This is a genomic window from Psychromarinibacter sediminicola (assembly GCF_029168335.1).
Lineage (GTDB): Bacteria > Pseudomonadota > Alphaproteobacteria > Rhodobacterales > Rhodobacteraceae > Psychromarinibacter > Psychromarinibacter sediminicola.
This window is the reverse complement of sequence record NZ_JARGYC010000034.1, coordinates 21,326-36,832: the sequence shown is the minus strand read 5'-3', so window position 1 is coordinate 36,832 and position 15,507 is coordinate 21,326. Positions and strand designations below refer to the sequence as shown.

Genomic DNA, 15,507 nt, shown 5'->3' with positions numbered 1-15,507 from the left:
GACGAGCGGCGGAGACGGACATGGCCAGGAACGGCAGCAGCAGCGAGACCTATGTCCGCCCGGTCAGGCGTATCCTGATCGGCGCGCTGGTGCTGTTCCTGTTCGCCGTCTTCCTGCTCTGGCGCATCGACAGCCCGCGGGTGGAGCGGCTGCGCGCGCAGATCGTCGACCAGGTGGTGCCGAGCTTCGACTGGGTGCTGATCCCCGTCGGCAAGGCCGCCGACATGATCGAGAACTTCCGCTCCTACGCCCGCATCTACGAGCAGAACCAGGAACTGCGCCGCGAGCTGCAGCAGATGAAGGCCTGGAAGGAGGCGGCGCTGCAGCTGGAGCAGCAGAACGCCAAGCTGCTGGATCTGAACAACGTGCGGCTCGACCCGAAGCTGACCTTCGTCACCGGCGTCGTGCTGGCCGATTCCGGCTCGCCCTTCCGCCAGTCGGTGCTGCTGAACATCGGCGCGCGCGACGGCATCGTCGACGGCTGGGCCGCGACCGACGGGCTGGGCCTGGTGGGCCGGATCAGCGGCGTTGGGAAATCGACCAGCCGGGTGATCCTGCTGACCGATTCCAACAGCCGCATCCCCGTCACGATCCAGCCCTCGGGCCAGCGGTCGATCCTGTCGGGCGACAACTCCTCGCTGCCGCCGCTGGATTTCGTGGAGAACCCCGACCTCGTGCGCCCCGGCGACCGGGTGGTCAGCTCGGGCGACGGCGGCGTCTTCCCGGCCGACATGCTGGTGGGCACCGTGGTGCAGGGGCGCGACCGGCGGCTGCGCGTGCGGCTGGCGGCCGATTACGAGCGGCTCGATTTCCTGCGGGTGCTGCGGGCGCATCCCAAGGCGGCGCTGGACGACCCCGGCGGGCTGGTGCTGCCCGATGCCGACTCGGCCGGGCTGTACGAGGAGGCGGCCGATGGATAGAAGCCCGGCCGCCAACCGCGCGCTCTATGGCAGCGCCTATCTGGGGCTGAGCCTGGGGCTCATCCTGCTGCACATCATGCCCACCGATATCGGGCCCGACGGCTACCCCGGCCCCGACCTGATGCTCTGCGTCACCTTCGCCTGGGTGCTGCGTCGGCCGCAATACGTGCCGACGCTGTTGATCGCGGCGGTGTTCCTGCTGACCGATATCCTGTTCATGCGGCCACCGGGGCTGTGGACCGCGCTGGTCGTCGTCGCGGTGGAGGCGCTGCGCGCCCGCGAATCCGTCCTGCGCGAGCAGCCCGTGGCGGTGGAGCTGGGCACCGTCGCGGCGGTGCTGATCCTGCTGCACCTGGCCGACTGGCTGCTGCTCCTGCTGTTCGGCGTGCCGCAGGCGCAGTTCGGGCCGGTGTTCCTGCAGGCGATCTCGACCGCCGTGGCCTACCCGATGGTAGTGGTGCTGTCGCGGCTGGTCTTCAAGGTCCAGAAGATGAGCCCCGTGGAATACGACGCCACGCGGCGGGGGGCGCGATGAAGCGGACACCGAAGGACACCGAGGCCAGCGCCCGCGTGGTCAGCCGCCGCGGCCTGATCCTGGGCGGCGGGATGGCGGCCTTTTCCGCGGTGCTGACGGCGCGGATGCGCTACATGCAGGTGGAGCAGGCCGACCAGTTCCGCCTGCTGGCCGACGAGAACCGCATCAACATCCGCTTGGTGCCGCCGTCGCGCGGGCTGATCTTCGACCGTGCCGGCGTGATCCTGGCCGACAACGAGCAGAACTATCGCGTCGTGCTGGTGCGCGAGGATGCCGGGAATGTCGAGGATGTGCTCGCCCGGCTGCAAAAGATCATAAAACTTCCCGAAGAAGAGTTGGAAAAGGTCAAGGAAGAGATCGACCGCCGCAGCCCCTTCGTGCCCGTCACCGTGGCCGACCGGCTGAGCTGGAAGGCGTTCTCCGAGATCGCCGTCAACGCCCCCGCCCTGCCCGGCGTGACGCCCGAGGTGGGCCAAAGCCGCATCTACCCGCTGGACGAGGACTTCGCCCATATCGTCGGCTATGTCGGCCCGGTCAGCGACTACGACCTGACCGAGGGCTACCTGGCCGACGACGACGACCCGCTTTTGCAGATCCCGAAGTTCCAGGTCGGCAAGACCGGGGTCGAGGCCAAGCGCGAGCACGACCTGCGCGGCCAGGCCGGCACCCGCCGGATCGAGGTGAACGCGCAAGGTAGGGTCATGCGCGAGCTGGACCGCGTCGAGGGCCGCTCGGGCCAGGACATCCGCCTGACGGTGGACAGCGCGCTGCAGAACTACCTGCAAGTGCGGCTGGGCGACGAGAGCGCCAGCGCCGTGGTGATGAATGTCGAGACCGGCGACCTGCTGGCCATCGGCTCGGCGCCCTCCTTCGACCCCAACAAGTTCGTCCGCGGGATCAGCGTGGCCGATTACCGCGCGCTTCTGGAGGACGACCACCGCCCGCTGGCCAACAAGTCGGTGCAGGGCGCCTATCCGCCCGGCTCGACCTTCAAGATGGTCACCGCGCTCGCCGCGCTGGAGGACGGGGTGATCGAGCCGGACGAAGAGGTCTACTGCCCCGGCTACAAGGAACTGGGCCGCCGCCGCTTCCACTGCTGGAAACGCTGGGGCCACGGCGACCTCGCGCTGGTCAACGCGCTGGAGCAGTCCTGCGACGTCTACTTCTACGACATCGCCGAACGGGTGGGGATCGAGAAGATCACCGCCATGGCGCGCAAGCTGGGGCTGGGCATCCGCCACGACCTGCCGGTCTCGGCGGTGGTCGGCGGGCTGACCCCGACCAAGGCGTGGAAGCGCGAGAACCGCGACGCCGACTGGCTGATCGGCGACACGCTGAACGCGGGGATCGGCCAGGGCTTCGTGCTGACCTCGCCCCTGCAGCTGGCGGTGATGACGGCGCGGATCGCCTCGGGCCGCCAGGTGGAGCCGCGGCTGGTCCGCTCGATCGAGGCCCAGGACGAAGCGCCGGCGCCGCCGCCGCTGGATATCAACCCGGCGCATCTGCAATTCATCCGCGAGGGGATGTATTCGGTGGTGAACTCCGGCAGCGGCACCGCGCGCGGCAGCCGGGTGGTGGCCGAGGGCCTGCGCATGGCCGGCAAGACCGGCACCAGCCAGGTGCGCAACATCACCGCCGCCGAGCGCGCCCGCGGCGTCACCCGCAACGAGGACCTGCCGTGGGAGCGGCGCGACCACGCGCTGTTCGTCAGCTACGCCCCCGCCGACGCGCCGAAGCTCGCCTGCTCGGTCGTGGTCGAACATGGCGGCGGCGGGTCGCTGGCCGCCGCGCCCATCGCGCGGGACATCCTGCTGCAGGCGCTCTACGGCGGCACCCCGCCCTTGGAGGCTTACCCGACCAGCCAGCGCGGCACGATCCGCACCCGGCAGAAGGACCTGCCGCTGCGCGATCCCTCCAGCTTTACCGAGGGCCGGTCGCGCGCATGAGCTATCTCGAATACACGGTCAAGCGCGTCCCCTCGGGCGCCTCCAAGATCCTCTACCTGAACTGGCCGCTCCTGGTGCTGGTGATCGCCGCGGCAGCGGTCGGCTTCGTCATGCTCTACTCGGTCGCCGGCGGGTCGATGACCCCCTGGGCCGAGCCGCAGATGAAGCGTTTCGCCCTCGGCGTCGCGCTGATGCTCTTCGTCGCGATGGTGCCGATCTGGTTCTGGCGCAACGTCAGCGGGCTGGCCTACTGGCTGTCGATCCTGCTGCTGATCGGGGTGGAGTTCATGGGCGCCATCGGCATGGGCGCGCAGCGCTGGATCGAGATCGGGTCGTTCCGGCTGCAGCCGTCGGAGGTGACAAAGATCACGCTGGTGATGCTTCTGGCCGCCTATTACGACTGGCTCGACATCCGCAAGGTGTCGCGGCCGCTCTGGGTGCTGATCCCCGTGGTACTGATCATGATCCCGACCTTCCTGGTGCTGCGCCAGCCGGACCTGGGCACCGCGCTTCTGCTGGTGATGGGCGGCGGGCTGGTGATGTTCATCGCCGGGGTCCACTGGCTCTACTTCGCGGGCGTCTTCGCGGCGGGCGGCGGCGTGATCACCGCCGTGATCTGGTCGCGCGGGACGTCCTGGCAGCTTCTGAAGGACTACCAGTTCCGCCGCATCGACACCTTCCTGAACCCCGAATCCGACCCGCTCGGCGCCGGCTATCACATCACCCAGTCGAAGATCGCGCTGGGCTCGGGCGGGTTTTCCGGGCGCGGCTTCATGCAGGGCACGCAGTCGCGGCTGAACTTCCTGCCCGAAAAGCACACCGACTTCATCTTCACCACGCTGGCCGAGGAGTTCGGCTTTATCGGCGGTATCTCGCTTTTGGCGATCTACGCGCTGATCATCGTGTTCTGCGTGATCTCGGCGATGGGCAACCAGAACCGGTACGGCGCGATCCTGACGCTGGGGATCGCGACGACCTTCTTTCTGTTCTTCGCCGTGAACATGTCGATGGTGATGGGGCTGGCGCCGGTGGTCGGCGTGCCGCTGCCGCTGGTCAGCTACGGCGGCTCGGCGATGCTGGTGCTGCTGATCGCCTTCGGCCTCACGCAATCGGCCCATATCCACAGACCGAGGATTCGCGCATGATCCGCATCCTGTTCTCCGGCGGCCCCGAGGACCGCTGGGCGACCTATTCCGACGTGCTGCCCCAGGCGCTGGAGGCCGCCGGGATCGAGGCGGAGATCCGGCAGGACTGGCCGCCGGAACAGGTCGACTACATCGTCTACGCCCCGAACGAGGATCTGACCGACTTCTCGCCCTACGTGAACTGCAAGGCGGTGCTGAACCTCTGGGCCGGGGTCGAGGGGCTGACCAAGAACGACACCCTGACCCAGCCGCTGACGCGGATGGTGGACCGGGGACTGACCGAGGGGATGGTGGAATGGGTGACGGGCCACGTGCTGCGCCACCATCTCGGGATGGACGCGCATATCGTGAACCCCGACCACGAATGGAACTGGGCGCCGCCGCCGCTGGCGCGGAAACGCCCGGTGACGATGCTGGGGCTGGGCGAGCTCGGCGAAGCCTGCGCGCGGTCGCTGGCGGCGCTGAACTTCCCGGTCACGGGGTGGAGCCGCAGCCTCAAGGACATCGACGGGATCACCTGCGTGGCGGGCGACGACGGGCTGGCCGGGGCGCTGGCCGCGGCGGAGATCGTCGTGCTGCTGCTGCCGCTGACACCGGAAACGCGCAACCTGATGGATGCCGAGCGGCTGGCCGGGATGAAACGCGGCGCCGTTCTGATCAATCCCGGCCGCGGCCCGCTGATCGACGACGACGCGCTGCTGGCGGCGCTGGACGACGGGCAGATCGCCCACGCCACCCTCGACGTCTTCCGCGAGGAACCGCTGCCGCGGGATCACCCTTACTGGGCCCACCCCCGCGTGACGGTCACGCCGCATATCGCCAGCGCCACCCGCCCCGACACCGCCGCCGAAGTCATCGCCGAGAACATCCGCCGCGCCGAGGCTGGCGAGCCGCTTCTCTACCGCGTCGACCGCGACGCCGGGTACTGACCGCCTCGCACGCACGGCCCGTCCGGATTGGGGGCCAGCCCCCAAACCCCCGGAGTATTTCCGGCCAGAAGAAACCTGGACACACACCCCCTGTTTCTTCTCGTTCGAAATACGCCGGGGGGTCTGGGGGGCTGGCCCCCCAGAATCCGCACGAAGTGCCAGAAAGATTGCGCCGCAGGCGCGCCTTCAGATCACGCCGTGCTGTTTGAAGAGCGTCTTCAGGTCGGTCTCCGCCCGGGCGCCGATATGGCTGATGACCTCCGACGCGGCGACACAGCCCATGCGGCCGCAGGTCTCCAGGTCGTGGCCCTCGGCCAGCCCCCAGAGAAACGCGCCGGCGAACAGGTCGCCCGCGCCGGTGGCGTCGACCACCTCGGTCGGCACCGCCGGGACGTGCCAGCGCTGGCCGCCCGACAGGATATAGGCGCCGTTCTCGCTGTCGGTGCAGACGACCGTCTCGATCTCGGCCGCCGCCTTGCCGAGCGCCGCCTCGAAATCCTCGGTCTCGTACATCGACAGCATCTCGGCGCGGTTGGCGAACAGCAGGTCCACATGGTCCTTCAGCATCGCCGCGAAGGCGGCGCGGTGGCGCTCGATGCAGAACGGATCCGACAGCGTGATCGACACCTTGCCGCCGGCGCCCTTGCAGGCGGCGATCGCCTTGGCGAAGGCCTCGTGGCTGTCCGGCCCGTCGAAGCGGTAGCCCTCGAGGAAGATCCACTCGGCCTGGGCCATCTGCGCCTCGTCGATATCCGAGGGCTCCAGGAACTCGGTCACGCCGAGATAGGTGTTCATCGACCGCTCGCCGTCCTCGCTGACCAGCACGATGCAGCGGCCGGTCTCGGCCGCGTGGTCCTTCGGCGCCAGCGGCGTTTCGTAGACGGCGCCCTGGGCGCGCAGGTCGTGGGCGAAGATCGCGCCCAACTGGTCGTCCTTGACCTTGCCGACATAGGCCGTCCGCCCGCCCAGCGCCGCGGCGCCGGCGATGGTGTTCGCTGCCGAGCCGCCCGAGATCTCGCGGGCGGGGCCGACGCGGGAATACAGGTCCACCGCGCGGTTCATGTCGATCAACTGCATGATGCCCTTTTCGATGCCGTTCTCGGCCAGGAAGGCGTCGCTGGACGAGGCCAGCACGTCCACCATTGCGTTGCCGATGCCGACGATCTGGAAGGATTTGCTCATGTGGTCTTCTCCTCGTAGGGACAAAGGTCCTCGATGGGGCACACGCCGCATTTCGGTTTGCGGGCGGTGCAGATGTAACGGCCGTGCAGGATCAGCCAGTGATGCGCGTGGCGCTGGTAATCCACCGGCACGTTGTCTTCGATGGCGCGCTCGACGGCGGCCACGTCCTTGCCCGGCGCGATGCCGGTGCGGTTGGCGACGCGGAAGATGTGGGTGTCCACGGCCTGCGCCGGAAAGCCCCACCACATGTTCAGCACCACGTTCGCCGTCTTGCGCCCGACGCCGGGCAGCGCGGTCAGCGCCGCGCGCGAACTCGGCACCGCGCCGCCGTAGTCCTCGACGAGGATCCGCGACAGCTTGATGACGTTCTTCGCCTTGTTGCGATACAGGCCGATCGACTTGATGTGGTCGATCAGGCCCGCCTCGCCCAGCTCCAGCATCTTCTCGGGCGTGTCGGCCACCTTGAACAGCTCTGCCGTGGCGCGGTTGACGCCCGCATCGGTCGCCTGCGCCGACAGCGCGACGGCCACCAGAAGCGTGTAGGCGTTCACATGCGCCAGCTCGCCCTTCGGCTCCGGCTCCCGCTCGTGAAACCGGCGAAAGATCTCGCACAGCGTGTTGTAGTCGAGCTGTTTGGCCATGGTAGGGCAATGCACGCTTAGGGCCCGGGCTGCAAGCCGACAGTCCGGCAGGGGCCCCCGGACCGTTGCCCGGATACCAAGGCCGCGGCGGGGCCGGGGCCACCGGACCGCCCGGTCCGCCGCGGTCTGCCGCATGAGCGGGCAGCGCGCGAACCGGCCCCGGGCCCGACCCCCGCGCCCGGCGCCAAAAGCCGCAGGATTCGGGTCGTGCGCCGCGCGCCTCTTGCCTATTTCTACGGGCAAGAGGACGATGACCATGACCGATATGACCGTTGAGACCAGCTACCACTTCGCCGTGATGCGGCGCGCGATCGACCTGATCGACGCAGGGCACCCCGAGCCGATGTCGCTCGACGCGCTGGCCGCCGAGATGCACATGAGCCCCGCCCATTTCCAGCGCCTGTTCAGCCGCTGGGTCGGCGTGTCGCCCAAGCGCTACCAGCAGTACCTGACGCTGGACCACGCCCGCGCCATGCTGCGTGCGAACTTCACCACGCTGGCCGCGAGCCACGAGCTGGGGCTCAGCGGCTCGGGCCGGCTGCACGACCTGTTTCTCAGGTGGGAGGCGATGAGCCCCGGCGATTTTGCCCGCCACGGCGAAGGGCTGACGATCCGCTGGGGCTGGTTCGAGAGCCCGTTCGGCCCGGCGCTCGTCATGGGGACCGACAAGGGCCTCTGCGGGATCGGCTTTGCCGCCGAGACCGGCGAGGAGGCGGCGATGGCGGACCTGCTCGGCCGCTGGCCGAAGGCGGACTTCGTCGAGGATCCGATGTGCCTGCGCCCCTGGGTGCTGAACGCCTTCGGCGTGAAGAACGCGGGCCAGCCGACGCCGCTCTACCTGATCGGGGCGCCGTTCCAGATCAAGGTGTGGGAGGCGCTGCTGTCGATCCCCTCGGGCCGGGTGACGACCTATTCCGAGATCGCCGAGGCCATCGGCAAACCCAGGGCGGTGCGCGCCGTGGGCACGGCGGTGGGGCGCAACCCGATCAGCTGGCTGATTCCCTGCCACCGCGCGCTGCGCAAGTCGGGGGGCCTGGGCGGCTATCACTGGGGTCTGCCGGTGAAACGCGCGCTTCTGGCCTGGGAATCGGCAAGGGCGGAGGGCGCGGAGAGCGGAGAATTGCCGACGAATTGACCTGCCCTCCCTTGGAAGCGCTTGCACTCGGCACTATCCTGCCCGATCGAGAGCAGACCAAAATTTCCAAGGCGGTCCCTACATGACACTCAAGACTCCCCTTCTTCTCGCGAGCGCCGCGCTGCTGGCCCTGACGGCCTGTACCGACCCGGCCGTGCAGACGAACGACCCCAACCAGCGGACCAAGGAAGGCGTCGCCCTGGGCGGCCTTCTGGGCGCGATCACCGGCGCCGCGGTCAGCGACAACAAGGGCAAGGGCGCCGTGATCGGCGGCATCCTGGGCGCCGGCGCGGGCGCGGCCATCGGCTACAACCTCGACAAGCAGGCGGCCGAGTTGCAGCGCGACTTCGACAACGGGCGCATCCAGATCATCAACAACGGCTCCTCGCTGGTCGTGCGGATGCCGCAGGACATCCTGTTCGCCACCGACAGCGCCGCGGTGAACCCGACGCTGCAATCGGACCTGCGGGTGCTGGCCAACAGCCTGCAGCGCTATCCCGCCTCGACAGTGCAGGTCGTCGGCCACACCGACAACACCGGCTCGGCCAGCTACAACCAGGACCTCTCGGTGCGCCGCGCGAACTCGGTCGCCTCGGTCCTGATCGGCGCCGGCGTGCCGTCGCGCCGCATCCAGGCCTACGGCCAGGGCGAGGACGCGCCGATCGCGTCGAACCTGACGGCGGAAGGCCGGGCCAAGAACCGCCGGGTGGACATCACCATCATCCCGAACAGCAACTAAGGCGGTTCGGAAGCGAACGGAAAGGCCGGGCCGGGTGCCCGGCCTTTTCGATTCGGGGTGTCGGGACCGTGCGCTGCGGGACGGTCGCGGTCAGATCGGCGCCAGCCCCGCCGACAGCCAGTCCGCGAAGGCGGCCTCGTCGATCTGTCCCGAGGCCAGGTCCTCCATCATCCTGACGCCCTCGACCGGGTCGGGGCGGAAGGACTGCCCGTTCAGGCGCAGGAACGTCACCGCCGTCACGAAGGCCGTGCGCTTGTTGCCGTCCACGAAGGCGTGGGCCTTGGCGATGCCGAACGCATAGGCCGCCGCGATGTCGGCAAGGCCGGCGGACGCATAGGCGGCGCGATTCGTGGCGCGGGCGCACCCCATCTCCAGCAGGGACATGTCGCGCAGCCCGGGCGCACCGCCGTGGCGGGCGATCTGCCTGTCATGGATGACGACGATGGCGGGGAGCGGAACCCAATTATGGGCCGTCACGCGAGGCCCTGAAGCAGGTCGCGATTCTCGTCCATCACGACCTCTGCGGCCGCCAGAGCCTCGGCCACGGCCGGATCGTGCGCCATGAGTTTGAGGCTTCCGTCGTCGCCGCGCACGACGAAAAGCGTATCGCCTTCCTTGGCATCGAGAATCGTCAGCATTTCCGTCGTCAGGGTCATGACGGCGGAATTCCCGACTTTCCGGATCCGTGTTTCGATCATGTTGCGGCCTCTCCGTATATCTATTGGTATATACGCCAAGACGCATCCCGGGGCAAGGCGCCGGAGGTCGCGCCGAGGGGGCACGCGATCCTTTGCGAGTCGAACGGCGCGACTCGCCCCGCTCCGATGGGGCCGAGTCGCGGCCGGACTCCTCCGCGCCGAGACCGATTTGGCGCCCCGACTCCCTGGTCGCCGACGTTTCCCCGGGGCGAGGCCCTGTCCGGCGCCCCTGCGTTTCAAGAGGCTGCGGCATCGGGGCCATCGTCACACGGCGATCCCCCGACAGCCGCCATCTCTCTGAAAAAGAAAGGATTTCCGGCGCCGCCGCGGGGTCCGTCATCGAATAACACGGCCCCGGTCATCGCCTGACAGGGGGGTGACATTGCGTGACTTGGGCAGTCCCGGCCTTATCGGGTCATCGGCAACACGCCGGCCCCGAAACGAGAAATCGAAACGCGAAACCGCAACACGACCCCGCAACCCGCAACCGAAAGACCCGAACATGACCTTCTGCACCGCACATCGCCCCGCCCCGCACAGCACGCAGCAGACGGCAAGCCTCCCCTCCCCGGCCACCGAGCGCCGCGCCCGCCGGACGCAGCCCCGGCGCACCGCCCCGGGTCAGGTCTTCACCGATTGGGCGAGCATCTAGAGCCTCCTCCCTCCTCTGGCTCGCCCCGCTCCGGGTGGGACGCATTCCTCCCTGTCCCTCCCCTCCCCCAGGCGTCCCCCCGGAGCCCCTTATTTCAGCACCAAACCTTTTCAGCACGACCGCCCGGTCCCCTTTCGGGGGCCGGGCCTTTTCATGGCCCGAGGCGCCTCCGCCCCGGCCTCCCGCGCCGCCGTCCGAGGCCACGCTACACGACACGACTTCCTCGGCGTTGCCAGGTAGCGGCCCCTATCGAGCGGAACGCCGTGCAGCGCCGGCCCGCCGGGGCGCGGTCGAACTTTGCGATGTCGGAGACATAAGCATGTAGATCGGACACTTGGCACCGTCCTCGCCGGAAGCGCCGCCCCGGTGGGGGCGGGGCGGCGCTGCACGGCGTTCCGCCGCGCGATGCAGGTGGAAATGTCCCACGGAAAACCCTGTGTCATACAGTGTGGTCCGAAGGGTACAGTTACCGCTATCATCATAAAAAACAGCACGTTAACCTAGCGTCCAACCTCGGACGCTCCCCCGCCGCGGCCCCGCGCCAAAGAAAAACCCGGCCACGAGGGCCGGGTTCATTCCGTGCCGCCAGGCCGACGCCGCTCAGTGCAGCTTGGCCTCCACGGTCGAGATCGACTCGTCGATCAGCTTGTTCGCATCGGTCGCCGTCATCTTCTTGGCGATCACGTCGCGGGCCGCGGCCACGGCGACGTTGACGGCCTGGTCCCGGACCTCCTTCACCGCCTTGGCCTGGGCCGAGGCGATCTGGTCCTCCGCCGCCGCCATCCGGCGCTGCATCGAGACCTCCAGGTCCTTCTTGGCCTGCTCGCCCGCCGCGCGCGCCTCTTCCTTGGCGTTCTCGACGATGCGGGCCGACTGTTCCTCGACCTCCTTCTGCTTGCGCTCGTAGGAGGCCAGGACCGTCTGCGCCTCTTCGCGCAGCGCCTTGGCTTCGTCCAGCTCCGAGCGGATGCCGTCCGCCCGCTTGTCCAGCATGTTGCCCAGGATGCGCGGCACGCCCAGGAAGACCAGGGCGCCGACGAAGATCAGGAAGGCGATGAGGACCACGAAGTTCGTGTTCCACAGCGACACGAACGGTCCGGTGGCGGCCAGCGCCGGGCCGGCCGTCAGCAGCGCCGCTGCCAGGGTAAGCATCCGCATGGCTCAGGCCCCCTTCAGGTTCGCGTCGACGGCCTTGTCGATGGCCGCCTTGTCCGCATCGTGCCCCAGCGCCGCGACGATCTCGGCCGCGGTGGACTTGGCCACCTCCTCGACCGATTGCAGCGCGTTTTCGCGGATCTCGGCGATCGCCTTCTCCGATTCCGCGGTCTTCGCCGCGATCTCGGCATCCGCCTTGGCGTTGGCGTCGTCCAGCTCCGCCTGGATCTCGGCCTTCGCCTCGCCGATGATCTTGTTCGCCTCGGCCCGCGCGTCGGCCAGCGCCTTGTTATAGGCCTCTTCGGCCTCCTGCGCCTTGAGCTTCAGCTCTTCCGCCGCCGCGATGTCGTTGGTGACGGTCCCCGCCCTTTCCGCCAGCACCGCCGCGATGCGGGGCAGCGCGATCCGGCTGAGGATCAGGTAGATGGCCACCAGCGCGATGACCAGCCAGAAGATCTGGTTCGGCCAGCTGGAGAAGTCGAGCTGCGGCATGCCGACAGCTTCGCCGCCGCCATGCGCCGCGGCTTCGACGCCGTGCTCGCCCTCGGCCGCGTGGGTCGCCGCCTCGGCGGCTTCTGTCGTGTGTTCTGCCATGTCGTTCTCCTGACACCTCGTAAGTCACGGACGGGCGCTGTTGCCCCCGTCCGCGCGTAAGGAGTTCAGAGACGTCTCAGACGGCGAACATCAACAGCAGCGCGACGAGGAACGAGAAGATCCCCAGCGCTTCGGCGAACGCGATACCGATGAACATCGTCGCGGTCTGGCCGCCGGCGGCCGACGGGTTGCGCAGGGCGCCCGACAGGAAGTTGCCGACCACGTTGCCCACACCGACGGCGGCGCCGCCCATGCCGACCGAGGCCAGGCCCGCGCCGATGAAAGCGCCCATTTGTGCGATATCGCCTTCCATATTCGTTTCTCCTTACAGTCTGGAAGTTGGCGTAGGATGGGTGCTGGCACCCATCGCGTTCAGTGAGACGGGTGCAGCGCGTCCTTGAGGTACACGCAGGTGAGGATCGTGAAGACATAGGCCTGGATGAAGGCCACCAGCGTCTCCAGCGCGTAGATGGTCGAGATCGCAAGGATCGACAGCGGTGTCACCAGCACCCCGATGCCCGACAGCAGGATCAGCGGCGCGAAGGCGGCGAACACCTTGATGACGGCGTGGCCGGCCATCATGTTGCCCATGAGACGAATGGAGTGGCTGACCGGGCGCACGAAGTAGGAAATCACCTCGATGATCGCCAGGATCGGCCGCAGCGGCAGCGGCGCGGCCGACACCCAGAAGAGGCCCAGGAACTTCGCCCCGTGCAGCACGAAGCCGACGATGGTCACGGTGAAGAACACCGCCAGTGCCAGGAGCACGGTCACCGCCAGGTGCGAGGTCGTGGTGAAGGCCAGCGGCAAGAGCCCCAGGAAGTTCGACATCACGATGAACATGAAGACGGTGAAGATGTAGGGGAAGAAGCGCACCGCGTCCTTGCCGGCCACGTCCTCGACCATCTTGTAGATGAAGCCGTAGGACAGCTCCGCCACCGACTGGATCTTCGACGGGATCACCGCGCGGCCCCGGGTGCCCATCACCAGGAGAAGCGAGATCGCCACCACCGTCAGGAACAGCCACAGCGTGACGTTGGTCACGGTGTACCAGTGCACCGGATCGCCGGCCTCGCCGAACAGCGGCTTCACGATGAACTGGTCCATCGGGTGGAATACCAGGCCTTCGCTTTGTTCTTCCGTCGCCACGTTCCTAATCCTCGTCCTCGTCGAACGCGCCGCGTTCGCTGTCGTTTCTGCCGGGCGCGCGCCCGCCGTCCTCGCCGGCCGGCCCTTCGCGGGCGGCCTTGTCCTGCGCCGCGCGGGCGGTGCGCATCATCGTCTGCACCCCGGCCGCGAAGCCGAACAGGGTGAACAGAACCAGCAGGATCGGCAGCGTCCCGAACAGATAGTCGAGCCCGTAGCCGATGCCGAAACCGATCACGATCCCGGCCACCAGTTCGATCACCATCCGCCAGGCCAGCTCTGCGCCGCCGGCGGCTTGTGTCGTGTCCTGCCGGGGTTTCGGCGCCTTGTCCTTCTTCAGCGCGTCGATCCGCTCGCCCAGGCGCTTCAGCTGCGCCCCGCTGGTCGGATCCTCATCCGGAACGGTCATGGAAACCGGCCCCCCGTCATTCGCGGCGGAAGCTAGTCAGGCCCCGTCACGGAGTCAAGCTGCGAAACGCGGCGGCGCGGCATAGTCAAGGCTTTGATTATACTGTATTATCAAGACCCGCCGAAGATGTCGCACACGCTCCGACAGCCCCCGGCGCCGAAACCCCAAATTCAACCGAACGGTTGACCATGGCCGCGCCGCCTGCCAATCGACATCCATGCAGCCCGACCTCGACACCGTCTTCGCGGCGCTGGCCGATCCCACGCGCCGCGCGATCCTCCAGATGCTGCTGGAGGACGACATGGCCGTGACGGACGTGGCAGAGCCGTTCGACATGTCGCTGGCGGCGATCTCCAAGCATCTCGCGATCCTCACCCGCGCCGGGCTGATCAGCCAGGAAAAGCGCGGGCGCCTCAAGTGGTGCAAGCTGGAACCCGACGCGCTGAAGGACGCCTCGGTCTGGATGCAGAGCTTCGGCCAGTTCGACGCCATCAACCTCGACGCCTTCGAACGCTTCCTCGAACAGGAGCTCCGGCCCGCCGACCCCTGAACTTCCCCCCTGATCTTCTTCTCGTTCAAAATACGCACGGGGGTTTGGGGGCAGAGCCCCCAACGCGCACGAAGTGCCAGAAGGCTTGCGCCGCAGGCGCTCCGTCAACCGGCGCTAGCAGACGGGCCACTCCTTGACCTTCTCCTTCAGAAACGCCGTAAACGCCTGCACCTTCATCGTCCGGTGCAGGTCGACATGCGTCACCAGCCACAATGGCGCCGTCCAGTCCTCGCGCGGGCCCCAGACCTCCACCAGGTCCGGGTCGCCCCGGCCCGAACACAGCGGCATATAGCCGATCCCGGCCCCGGCCCGCACCGCCGCCATGTTGATCGACTGCTCGGTGGAGCGGAACACGATCTGCTCGGGCGGCACATGCGCGCGCAGCCAGCGGTCGAACGGCGCGCGCGGCGTCTCACTGTCATAGGAGACGAAGGCGTGGCCGGCGATCTCGCTCTCGTCCGCCGGCAGGCCGTGCGCCTCGGCATAGCTCCGCGCGGCGAAGAACGCGCCCACCTCGCGGTGGAACGGCTGCACCACGTTGTCGGGCTCTTCCGGAGGGCTGCCCGCGCGGATCGCCACATGCGCCTCGCCGTATTCCAGCCGGAACAGCCGCTCGCCGGTCAGAAGCCGCACGATCAGCCCGGGATGCATCGCCTGGAACGCCGCCACCGCCGGCATCAGCATCGGCACCAGCCCCGCCAGCGTCGTCAGGATCAATTCGCCCGTCACCGCCTCGCCCCGGCCGCGCACGCGGCTGGCGAACTGGCTGAACTGGTCGTCGGTCGCCTGCGCCACCTGCAACAGGTCGCGCCCCGCCTCGGTCGGCGTGTAGCCGCGCGCGTGGCGCTGGAACAGCTTGACGCCCAGCCGGTCTTCCAGCGCGTCGACATGGCGGATCACCGTCGAATGGTGAACCCCCAGCGCCTCGGCCGCGCCGCTGACCGTGCCCATCCGCGCCACCTGATAGGCGGTGCGGATCTCGTCCCAGTTTCCTACCGCCATTTCATCTGTGCATCCATTGACATGACGACCCCGGTTTACCGCATATCTGTTCGAATGCGCAATGGCACCCTCCCGGCCGCCGCCCGGCGCGGACGCGCCGCGGCGGTTTGACAGCACCGCCGCCGGCCT

18 protein-coding genes are annotated in these 15,507 nt (G+C 68.3%); 8 read left to right on the top strand and 10 right to left on the bottom strand.

Annotated elements, in window-relative coordinates; all coding sequences use genetic code 11:
- Nucleotides 1–20 precede the first annotated feature (20 nt).
- The 5 genes from mreC to P1J78_RS13635 are packed head-to-tail and all read left to right on the top strand — an operon-like array spanning nucleotide 21 to nucleotide 5,475.
- On the top strand, nucleotides 21–920 hold the full coding sequence (gene mreC / locus P1J78_RS13655) for a rod shape-determining protein MreC (protein WP_275567929.1): 900 nt from the start codon (nucleotides 21–23) through the stop codon (nucleotides 918–920).
- Entirely contained in the window at nucleotides 913–1,455 is a 543-nt protein-coding gene (locus P1J78_RS13650; protein WP_275567928.1) for a rod shape-determining protein MreD, read from the top strand. The genes mreC and P1J78_RS13650 overlap by 8 nt, the downstream gene beginning before the upstream one ends.
- Entirely contained in the window at nucleotides 1,452–3,401 is a 1,950-nt protein-coding gene (gene mrdA, locus P1J78_RS13645) for a penicillin-binding protein 2 (RefSeq protein ID WP_275567927.1), read from the top strand. The genes P1J78_RS13650 and mrdA overlap by 4 nt, the downstream gene beginning before the upstream one ends.
- Nucleotides 3,398–4,546 carry a rod shape-determining protein RodA gene (gene rodA / locus P1J78_RS13640; protein WP_275567926.1) on the top strand — a complete coding sequence of 383 codons (1,149 nt, stop codon included), beginning with the start codon at nucleotides 3,398–3,400 and terminating at the stop codon, nucleotides 4,544–4,546. Before mrdA ends, rodA begins: the two co-directional genes overlap by 4 nt.
- On the top strand, nucleotides 4,543–5,475 hold the full coding sequence (locus P1J78_RS13635) for a 2-hydroxyacid dehydrogenase (protein ID WP_275567925.1): 933 nt from the start codon (nucleotides 4,543–4,545) through the stop codon (nucleotides 5,473–5,475). The genes rodA and P1J78_RS13635 overlap by 4 nt, the downstream gene beginning before the upstream one ends.
- A 186-nt stretch (nucleotides 5,476–5,661) precedes the next feature.
- On the opposite strand, the gene P1J78_RS13630 is transcribed toward P1J78_RS13635, so the two are convergent.
- Nucleotides 5,662–6,657, bottom strand: a complete 996-nt coding sequence (locus tag P1J78_RS13630) for an adenosine kinase (RefSeq protein WP_275567924.1) — start codon at nucleotides 6,655–6,657, stop codon at nucleotides 5,662–5,664.
- Nucleotides 6,654–7,298, bottom strand: coding sequence for an endonuclease III (nth, locus tag P1J78_RS13625; protein WP_275567923.1), 645 nt, complete (start codon nucleotides 7,296–7,298; stop codon nucleotides 6,654–6,656). The genes P1J78_RS13630 and nth overlap by 4 nt, the downstream gene beginning before the upstream one ends.
- 256 nt (nucleotides 7,299–7,554) lie before the next feature.
- Here nth and P1J78_RS13620 point away from each other — a divergent pair, with 256 nt between their 5' ends.
- Both P1J78_RS13620 and P1J78_RS13615 read left to right on the top strand, forming a co-directional pair.
- A complete protein-coding gene (locus P1J78_RS13620; protein ID WP_275567922.1) occupies nucleotides 7,555–8,433 on the top strand; it encodes a bifunctional helix-turn-helix domain-containing protein/methylated-DNA--[protein]-cysteine S-methyltransferase in 879 nt (292 codons plus the stop codon).
- A gap of 82 nt (nucleotides 8,434–8,515) precedes the next feature.
- Complete coding sequence (locus tag P1J78_RS13615) at nucleotides 8,516–9,172, top strand: YiaD family glycine zipper/OmpA-like lipoprotein (protein WP_275567921.1); 657 nt, start codon at nucleotides 8,516–8,518, stop codon at nucleotides 9,170–9,172.
- Between the two features lie 90 nt (nucleotides 9,173–9,262).
- On the opposite strand, the gene P1J78_RS13610 is transcribed toward P1J78_RS13615, so the two are convergent.
- From P1J78_RS13610 to P1J78_RS13580, 7 genes are all read right to left on the bottom strand, one after another.
- Nucleotides 9,263–9,649, bottom strand: coding sequence for a type II toxin-antitoxin system death-on-curing family toxin (locus P1J78_RS13610; protein ID WP_275567920.1), 387 nt, complete (start codon nucleotides 9,647–9,649; stop codon nucleotides 9,263–9,265).
- Entirely contained in the window at nucleotides 9,646–9,870 is a 225-nt protein-coding gene (locus P1J78_RS13605) for an AbrB/MazE/SpoVT family DNA-binding domain-containing protein (RefSeq protein ID WP_309568132.1), read from the bottom strand. The genes P1J78_RS13610 and P1J78_RS13605 overlap by 4 nt, the downstream gene beginning before the upstream one ends.
- A gap of 1,252 nt (nucleotides 9,871–11,122) precedes the next feature.
- On the bottom strand, nucleotides 11,123–11,680 hold the full coding sequence (locus tag P1J78_RS13600) for a F0F1 ATP synthase subunit B (protein WP_275567918.1): 558 nt from the start codon (nucleotides 11,678–11,680) through the stop codon (nucleotides 11,123–11,125).
- A 3-nt stretch (nucleotides 11,681–11,683) separates the two neighbouring features.
- A complete protein-coding gene (locus P1J78_RS13595) occupies nucleotides 11,684–12,271 on the bottom strand; it encodes a F0F1 ATP synthase subunit B' (RefSeq protein ID WP_275567917.1) in 588 nt (195 codons plus the stop codon).
- A gap of 76 nt (nucleotides 12,272–12,347) precedes the next feature.
- Nucleotides 12,348–12,584, bottom strand: coding sequence for a F0F1 ATP synthase subunit C (locus tag P1J78_RS13590; RefSeq protein WP_172292286.1), 237 nt, complete (start codon nucleotides 12,582–12,584; stop codon nucleotides 12,348–12,350).
- Nucleotides 12,585–12,643: 59 nt separating this feature from the next.
- Nucleotides 12,644–13,420 (bottom strand): F0F1 ATP synthase subunit A, encoded by a 777-nt coding sequence (locus P1J78_RS13585; RefSeq protein WP_275567916.1) that lies wholly within the window; start codon nucleotides 13,418–13,420, stop codon nucleotides 12,644–12,646.
- Between the two features lie 4 nt (nucleotides 13,421–13,424).
- Entirely contained in the window at nucleotides 13,425–13,826 is a 402-nt protein-coding gene (locus P1J78_RS13580) for an AtpZ/AtpI family protein (protein ID WP_275567915.1), read from the bottom strand.
- A gap of 217 nt (nucleotides 13,827–14,043) precedes the next feature.
- On the opposite strand from P1J78_RS13580, the gene P1J78_RS13575 reads away from it, so the two are divergent.
- Nucleotides 14,044–14,376: an ArsR/SmtB family transcription factor gene (locus tag P1J78_RS13575; protein ID WP_275567914.1), complete on the top strand. Its 333-nt coding sequence runs from the start codon at nucleotides 14,044–14,046 to the stop codon at nucleotides 14,374–14,376.
- A 114-nt stretch (nucleotides 14,377–14,490) separates the two neighbouring features.
- On the opposite strand, the gene P1J78_RS13570 is transcribed toward P1J78_RS13575, so the two are convergent.
- Nucleotides 14,491–15,378, bottom strand: a complete 888-nt coding sequence (locus tag P1J78_RS13570) for a LysR family transcriptional regulator (RefSeq protein WP_275567913.1) — start codon at nucleotides 15,376–15,378, stop codon at nucleotides 14,491–14,493.
- Nucleotides 15,379–15,507: the final 129 nt, after the last annotated feature.